6 protein-coding genes are annotated in these 7,623 nt (G+C 64.4%); all 6 read left to right on the top strand.

From position 1 onward, the window contains the following. The first annotated feature begins 137 nt into the window (after window positions 1-137). The 6 genes from RMO51_RS14275 to RMO51_RS14300 all read left to right on the top strand — a co-directional run bounded on the left by RMO51_RS14275 (window position 138) and on the right by RMO51_RS14300 (window position 7,480). Complete coding sequence (locus tag RMO51_RS14275) at window positions 138-842, top strand: OmpH family outer membrane protein (RefSeq protein ID WP_310395687.1); 705 nt, start codon at window positions 138-140, stop codon at window positions 840-842. A gap of 333 nt (window positions 843-1,175) precedes the next feature. After that, window positions 1,176-3,539 carry a TonB-dependent receptor gene (locus tag RMO51_RS14280; protein ID WP_310395689.1) on the top strand — a complete coding sequence of 788 codons (2,364 nt, stop codon included), beginning with the start codon at window positions 1,176-1,178 and terminating at the stop codon, window positions 3,537-3,539. A gap of 9 nt (window positions 3,540-3,548) precedes the next feature. After that, the gene (locus RMO51_RS14285; RefSeq protein ID WP_310395691.1) at window positions 3,549-4,526 is read left to right on the top strand and encodes a DUF4249 domain-containing protein; all 978 of its coding nucleotides are present in this window, start codon (window positions 3,549-3,551) and stop codon (window positions 4,524-4,526) included. Between the two features lie 106 nt (window positions 4,527-4,632). Then, on the top strand, window positions 4,633-4,923 hold the full coding sequence (locus RMO51_RS14290; protein WP_310395693.1) for a hypothetical protein: 291 nt from the start codon (window positions 4,633-4,635) through the stop codon (window positions 4,921-4,923). Window positions 4,924-5,129: 206 nt separating this feature from the next. Then, window positions 5,130-5,729 carry a hypothetical protein gene (locus RMO51_RS14295; RefSeq protein WP_310395695.1) on the top strand — a complete coding sequence of 200 codons (600 nt, stop codon included), beginning with the start codon at window positions 5,130-5,132 and terminating at the stop codon, window positions 5,727-5,729. 386 nt (window positions 5,730-6,115) lie between these two features. Then, window positions 6,116-7,480, top strand: a complete 1,365-nt coding sequence (locus RMO51_RS14300; protein ID WP_310395697.1) for a sigma-54 dependent transcriptional regulator — start codon at window positions 6,116-6,118, stop codon at window positions 7,478-7,480. Window positions 7,481-7,623: the final 143 nt, after the last annotated feature.

The following is a 7,623-nucleotide window of genomic DNA, read 5'->3' on the forward strand; positions in this document are numbered from 1 at the left end:
CTGCGCTTAATGAGGAATGAAGAATGAGGAATGAAGAATTCCCGACTGCCAATTCCTCATTCCTCATTCTTCATTCCTCATTAAGCGCAGCGTCCAGCGCGGCGTTACTTTTGTCCTTTCTCCATCATCAGTTGTCAATGAAAAACTCGCTTCAGCTAATTATTAATGTCGTGCTGGCCCTTGCCCTGGCCGTGCTTTACTTCCTGCATTTCAATGGCCGCGTGGCGGCGCCCGCCATTGCCACCGACAAATCCGTGGCCGTGCTGGCCTCCCCGAACCTGAGCACTGCCGACACCACGGCCGCAACCGAAATCCCTGAAACACCTGCCGAGCCCATTGCTGCCACGGCCGCCGCACCGGTCGCGGCCCCCACCGGCAGCTTCGACGGCAAAATCGCCTACGTGGAGTCGGGCAAAATGCTGGACGGCTACCAGGGCATGAAGGACGCCCGCAAGGCCTTCGAGGGCAAGGCCCGCGGCTGGGAGCGCCAGAACCAGACCATGCTCACCGGCTTCAAGTCGGCCGTGGAAGCATACCAGAAGCAGGCCCCGACCCTCACGACCGAGCAGCGCGCCGCCACCGAGCAAAAGCTGCAGGCCCAGCAGCAGGAGGTGGGCCAGAAGCAGCAGCAGCTCCAGGCTCAGGCCCAGGAGGAGGAAGCCAAGCTCACCCAAAAAGTACTGGAAAGCGTGAACAAGAAAGTGGAAGCCTATGGCAAGGCCCGCGGCTACAAGCTGATTCTCATCGCCGCCCCCAGCGGCACCATCGCCTATGGCGAAAAAAACCTCGACATCACCACCCCAGTGCTGGCGTACCTGAACGCCGAGTACCGCAAAAAATAAGCGGGTATTGGAGGTACGGTCATGTTCAGTCGGCTGGCTTTTAGAATAGCTGCTTAGAGCGCATTCGAAAAATAAGAACAGGAAAAAACGAACGTCATGCTGAGCGCAGGCGAAGCGGTAGAGATGCTTCGGCTGCGCTCAGCATGACGTTCGTTTATTATTCGAATAGCCGCTCAACGCAAAAAGAACGTCGTGCAAAGCATGGCGTTCTTTTTTTGCTGCTGAGGCAACCTTGTGGCCCAGATGCTGCTCCCCCAATAAACGTTCCTCTCTGCCGTTGGGGGACGATTCGGTTCTATCTTGGTCCGGCGGTATCTACCACTCTTCTTCTACATGAAAACACTTTTCCGAATGCTGCTGCTCGGCGGCGCGGGGCTGTTGGGGGCCATAACTGCGCGGGCCCAGTTGGCCCCGCGCTTCACCATCAGCGGGTACGTGCGCGACGGGGCCACCGGCGAAAGCTTGCCCGGCGTGGCCGTGGTGCACCCCGCCAGCGGCCAGGGCACTACCACCAACCCGTTTGGCTTCTACTCGCTTACGCTGCCGGCCGCGCCCGACTCGGTGCGGCTGCTGGTGTCGTCGCTTGGCTATGAGCGGCAGCGGTTGACGCAGCGGGCTGAGCGCAGCTTCACGCACGACTTCCGGCTGCGGGCGACCTCGGCCGAGCTGGCGGGGGTGGAGGTGGTGGGAAGCCGGGAGGAAAAGCTGGCCGAAACCACCCGCATGGGCACCATCAGCGTGCCGGTGGCCCAAATCAAGTTGTTGCCCGCGCTCTTTGGCGAAACCGACGTGCTCAAGGTGCTCCAGCTGCTGCCCGGCGTGCAGAGCGGCGGCGAGGGCAGCAGCGGCCTGTACGTGCGCGGCGGCTCGCCTGACCAGAACCTGATTCTGCTCGACGGCACGCCGGTGTATAACGCCTCGCACCTGTTCGGGTTCTTCTCGGTGTTCAACGCCGACGCCATCAAGAACGTGGAGTTGATAAAGGGCGGGTTTCCGGCGCGCTACGGCGGGCGGCTCTCGTCGGTGGTCGACATCACGATGAAGGAGGGCAACATGCAGAAATTTCACGGCGAGGGCGCTATAGGCCTCATCGCCTCGCGCCTCACCCTGGAAGGGCCCATCAAAAAGGACACGGCCTCGTTCATCTTCTCGGCCCGGCGCACCTACATCGACATCCTGGCCCGGCCCATCATCAAGGCCCAGGCCGAAGGCGTGAGCGCCGGCTATTATTTCTACGACCTCAACGGCAAGCTGAACTGGAAAGTGGGCGCCCGCGACCGCCTCTACTTGAGCGGCTACAGCGGCTACGACGAGTTTTACGCCGACGATGAGTCGACGCGGGGCGAAGAGTTTTACAAGCAAAACAGCGCCCTGGGCTGGGGCAACCGCACCGCCGCCCTGCGCTGGAATCACGTGGTGAACGACCGGCTGTTCATGAATACCCACCTGACCTACACCCGCTACCAGTTCGACGTGGGCGTTTCGACCGAGGACCGGTTCGACGACAACGGCCAGCTGCGCACCGAAAAGTTTGCGTTGAACTACCTGTCCAACATCCAAGACCTGAGCCTGAAATCGGACTTCGACTACGTGCCCAACCCCAACCACTACGTGCGTTTCGGCGGGCAGTACATCCGCCACCAGTTCCGGCCCGGGGCCCAGCAAACCAGCGGCAGCACCGACCCCGCCCAGAACGTGGCCACCGGCCGCCGCATCGGAGCCGACGAGGCCAGCCTCTACGCCGAGGACGACGTGAAGCTGACCGAGCGGCTGAAGGTGAACGTGGGCCTGCGCCTGAACAACTTTCTGGTCGATAAAAAGCTGTATCCCTCGTTAGAGCCGCGCCTGGCCGCCCGCTACCTGCTCACCGAGGATTGGTCGCTGAAAGCCGCCTACGCCCGCACCACGCAGTACGTGCACCTGCTCACGAACAGCGGCATTGGCCTGCCCACCGACTTGTGGGTGCCGGCCACGGCCACCATCAAGCCCCAGCGGGCCCAGCAGGTGAGCGTTGGCGCGGCCCGCAACCTGCGCTTTCGGGGCGAGGACTTCGAGCTGAGCTTCGAAACCTACTACAAGCCCATGCAGAACCTGATTGAGTTCCGCGAGGGCGCCGACTTTCTGGGCACGTCGGACAGCAACTACGAGAGCAAGGTGACCAGCGGCCAGGGCCGGGCCTACGGCGGCGAGCTGTTTCTGCAGAAGAAATCGGGCAAAACCACCGGCTGGGTGGGCTACACCCTGGCCTGGAGCACGCGCCGCTTCCCGGACCTGAACCAGGGCCGGACCTTCCCCTACAAGTACGACCGCCGGCACGATTTCAAGGTCGTGGTCATCCATGAGTTCAGCCCCACGCTCACGCTCTCGGGCACGTTCGTGTACGGCAGCGGCAACGCCGTCACGCTTTCGCAGGGCCGCTACGCGCTGGGGCCGAACTACGGCGGAATCTTTGAGGACTACGGCACCCGCAACGGCTACCGCATGGCCGCCTACCACCGCGTGGACCTCGACCTGAGCCGCACAAAGAAGAAGCGTTGGGGCGCGGTGGTGAACAGCTTCAGCGTGTACAACGCCTACAGCCGCCGGAATCCTTATTTCATCTACCTCGGCCGCGGCGCCGGCAGCGAGCAGTTGAGCTACCGCCAGGTGTCGCTGTTTCCCATCCTGCCGTCGTTCAGCAAAACGTTCCGGTTTTAACGCCCACGCATGAAAACACTTGCTGCCCCCGCCCTGCTGCTGGCCGCCGCCCTGGCCGGCTGCGAATCGACGGTGAACCTGCCCGAGCCGCCGCACACGCCCCGCGTGGCGCTGCTCTACACGCTCACCACCGCGCCGCAGGATTCGTCGTTTCGGGCGCTTTACGCCCAGCGCCAGCTCTACGTCAGCAACAGCCAGCGCGTGTTTGACCCCAGCGAGCTGACGGGCCGGACCGATGCCGCCGTGGAGCTGCGCGACGCCACCGGCAGCGTGGTGGAGCGCTACCGGCCCACGCGCAGCAGCAACGCGAGTTCGACCGGTCGCGGCTACTACCGGCCCGTGCTCGGCTTCCAGCCCCAGGCCGGCCAGCGCTACACCCTGCGGGCCGCCTTGCCCGGCCTGGAAACGGCCGAAAGCTCCCTGGTCATGCCCGCGCCGGCCGTGATAGAAAGCGCGACCTACGTGGCCCGCACCGCTCCTAATCCTGGCTCGAACCAGTACCAGGGCCGCCTGAGCGTGGTGCTGCGCGACGACCCCGCCTCGACCGACTACTACCTGGCCTTCGCCCGGGTGCTCGACCAGCAAGGCCAGCCCGGGGAATGGGGCGCGGTGGACGTGGACTACGACAGCCAGGGCAGCGTGGTGAGCATCGGGCAGTTCCAGCTGTCGAGCCCCGGCCAGCAGTACAGCCTTTACCCTTTCGCGGATACCGGCGTGAACGGCCAGCGTATTGCCTTGGCGTCCGACGTGAGCTTCTACCGCAATTGCTTCCAGGGCCAGGGCAACTGCGCGGCGCCCGGCTACATTGAGGTGTACGTGAGCAGCATCACGCCCGACGCCTACGCCTTCTACCTCTCGCGCCGCCGCTACTACGACAGCGACGACAACCCCTTCGCCGAGCCCGCGCCGCTGGCCACCAACGTGCGCCCCGGCTACGGCCTGTTCGGCGGCGCGGCCGACGCCACGTTCCGCATCCGAATTTTTTAGCCTGGCGGGCCGCCCCGGGGTTTCTGCCAACTCCATTAAACCCCGGCAACCGCTGGTAGTCTGAGCATCGTAAAACACCAGGTTTTCACTTAATCTGTTTATTCCGATGAAGACACGTCCATTTCTGCTCTTGCTCGCGCTGCTGCTGGCCGGGCAACTGCTGGCCAGCGCCCCGGTGGCGGCCCAAATCAGCGTCCGCATTGGCCCCCGCGGCTACTTCGGCCCGCCGCGCGCCTACTACGGCCCCCGCTACTACCCGCCCCGGCCGGCCGTGGTGTACGCTGCCCCGCGCCCCGTGGTGGTGGTGCCCGCGCCGTACTACGCCCCCCGGCCCGTGTACTACGCGGCTCCGCGGCCTTATTACCGCGGCCGTGGCTACTACGGCCGCCGCTGGTAACTGGCCTAGCGTTGGCCTTGGTTGCTGACTGAAAAAAAGCCCCGCATTCACCCTGCGGGGCTTTTTTTGCTTGGTGGTGGGTACTGCCGGGGCGGGGCGAAAACCAAACAGCCGCAGCGGTTTCGACTGGGCACCGGGGCATCCGGGGCATTGCCCGGCAATTATGCTTAATCTTACGGCGGCAAAAGCTTAAGCCTTTTTTCCTTATGAAAAACTTTTACTTCGCCTTGTGCGCGGCCGCGTTGCTGGTCGGCTGCAACCAAGCCGCTCCCGACACCTCGGCGCCCACGGTTTCGGCCCCGGCGCCGGCGGCCGTTCCGGCGGCTCCCGCCCCGGTTGATTCGGCCGCGAAAGCCGTTGGCGGGGCGCCCGCCCCGGCTCCGGCGGCGGCCCCGCCCGTTCTGCGGGAGGCCGAAACCCTGAAGCTAGCCTTCGCCTTCAGGCCCATCGCGGACCCCGACAACCCCGGCCAGCCCCGCACCAATGCCCGCCTGCTGCTGCAAGGCGCCAAACCGCAGGACATCGACCTGGGCAAGTTTGGCGGCCAGCCCGACGTGGTGGACGCTGCGAAGGCCAAGCTGGCCAACTTTCCCGCCGGCATGGTCATGGGCTTCCGCAGCTACCAGGCCTCGTCCGGCACCAGCCAGGACCTGGCCGTGCTGCACGTGGACGGCCGGTACCTGCGCATCGTGCAACGCCGCGTGGAGGAAACCGCCGCCGAGCCGGGCGTTTTTGAAACGGCCCGCGAAATTCCCCTGCCGGCCAACACCCGGGTGGTCGCCGCGCCCGGGGTAACCAAAAAATAGTCAGCCCCGGCGTCGCTTCATTCGCTTCTTCCCTTTCACCCCAGCTCTGCATCGGGCTTGCTAAAAGGCGTAATCTGCTTCAGATTGGGTACCAACTATTAACCCGCTGTAGAGCCCCTGCGATACCCCTTGCCGCACTGAAAGCAGCGCGATTTTCTAACGGACTGGTAACACCCGGCCTGGCCCACGAGTGCGGAAAGCATGTACCTTTGTCGCACTCAGGCGCGGGCAACCAGCGGGGAGTGCTGCCAAGGTCAACTGCTTGTCCGCGCCTGATAGAAGGAGGGTTGTCCGCTCGGACAGCCCTCCTTTGTCTATTTCAGGCTTTTTCCCAGCCGGGGCGGCCGGCTGTCCGGGCGTTGTCCGCTTCCTTCCATTCCCCGCCCATGCCCAACGGCACCATCCTGCTCATCGACGACGAAACCCTGCTGCGTCAGGCCGTGGCCCGCACCCTGGAGCTGGAAAGCTACACCGTGCTGCAAGCCCCCGACGCCCACCGCGGCCTGCAAACCCTGCGCGAGCACGTTGGCGAAGTCTTGGTTATCCTCTCCGACGTGAAGCTGCCCGACGGCCGCGGCCTCGACCTACTGTCCCGCTACAAGGCCCTGGCCCCCCTGGCCGAGGTGGTGCTGATGACGGCCTTCGGCACCATCGCCGACGGCGTGCGCGCCATGAAAGAGGGAGCCTTCGACTACCTGACCAAGGGCGACGCCGACGAGCAAATTGTGGTGGTGGTGGACCGCGCCGCCGAAAAGGCCCGCCTGCAGCGCCGGGTGGCTGACCTGGAAAAAAAGGTCGGTACGCAGTACAGCTTCGACTCGATGATTGGCCACTCCCCGGCCCTGGAAGCCGCCAAAAAAACTGCCCAGCAAGTGGCCCTCACCGAGGCCACCGTGCTGCTGGAAGGCCCCACCGGCGCGGGCAAGGAGCTGTTTGCCCAGGCCATTCATCAGGCCAGCCCGCGCCACCGTAAGCCCTTCGTGGCCCTCAACTGCAGCGCTTTTCCGAAGGACCTGCTGGAGTCGGAGCTGTTCGGCTTCAAGAAAGGCGCTTTCACGGGGGCTAATGCCGACAAAAAAGGCCTGTTTGAGGAAGCCAGCGGCGGCACCTTATTCCTGGACGAAATTGGGGAGATGGAAGCCGGGGCCCAGGCCAAGCTGCTGCGGGTGCTCGAAACCCAGGAGTTTACCAAGCTCGGCGACGGCCGGCCCACCCGGGTGAACGTGCGCCTGGTGGCCGCCACCAACCGCAACCTCAAGCAGGAGGCCGAAGCGGGCCACTTCCGGTCCGACTTGTACTACCGCCTCTCGGTGGTGGTGATACCGGTGCCGGCCCTCAGCGCCCGCCGGGCCGACGTGCCGGCCCTGGCCGAGTACTTCGTGCGCCACTTTGCCGCCAAGCTCCGCCGGCGCCCCCTGGTGCTCACCCCCGAGGCCCTGCTGGCGCTGCAAGGCTACGCCTGGCCCGGCAACGTGCGCGAGCTAAAAAACGTGATGGAGCGCGCTTCCATCCTCACCCCGCCCCACCAACCCCTGGCCGTGGCCGACCTGCCCATTGAAATCCAGTTGGCGCTGCTGCCCGAAACCCTCGCCGACGGTGCCTCCGACGACCCGCGCGCGCTGCGCAACGTGGAAAAGCAGCACGTGCAGCGCGTCCTGCTGGAGTGCGGCGGCAACAAGGCCGAGGCCGCCCGCGTGTTGGGCATTGCCCACACCACCCTGTACCGCAAGATTCAGGAGTTCGGACTGTGACGCTGCGCCGGACGCTGCGCTTAAATTTGAATGGGGGTTTTGGGTCCCAAACGTGAATTATTGATTAAAAAATATTTAATAAACAATACGAAATAATCGGCGCGGCCCCCGCAGCCGCCCCACCCGCAGAAAGAGTGCCACGG

It is taken from the genome of Hymenobacter sp., assembly GCF_031398885.1.
Taxonomy (GTDB): domain Bacteria; phylum Bacteroidota; class Bacteroidia; order Cytophagales; family Hymenobacteraceae; genus Hymenobacter.